This is a genomic window from Bacillus sp. SIMBA_008, assembly GCF_046535495.1.
GTDB lineage: Bacteria > Bacillota > Bacilli > Bacillales > Bacillaceae > Bacillus > Bacillus subtilis.
This window is the reverse complement of sequence record NZ_JAWRWL010001184.1, coordinates 1-239: the sequence shown is the minus strand read 5'-3', so window position 1 is coordinate 239 and position 239 is coordinate 1. Positions and strand designations below refer to the sequence as shown.

The following is a 239-nucleotide window of genomic DNA, read 5'->3' as shown; positions in this document are numbered from 1 at the left end:
CCGCAGAAGAGCGTCAGCTCGCCTACCTCTCCAGCCGCGAGCTTCTCGGATCCGTGGGCCCCGCGGACCCGGCGCCCGGCCTCGCCGACATCCTCCGGCGTATCCCCGAAGCCACCCGCGTCATCCTCGCCACCAACGCGCCGAAGGCGGGCGTCGAAGGCGCCCTCGCGAGCTGGGGGATCCTGGACCACTTCGACGAGCTGATCTACGACACCGGCAAGCCCGCGGGCCTCGGCCCG

General features: G+C 72.8%; 1 protein-coding gene. It reads left to right on the top strand.

The window, feature by feature from the left end; all coding sequences use genetic code 11:
- Positions 1 to 239: HAD family hydrolase (locus tag SB658_RS27200; protein ID WP_410603647.1), on the top strand; the 239-nt coding region annotated here is incomplete at both ends.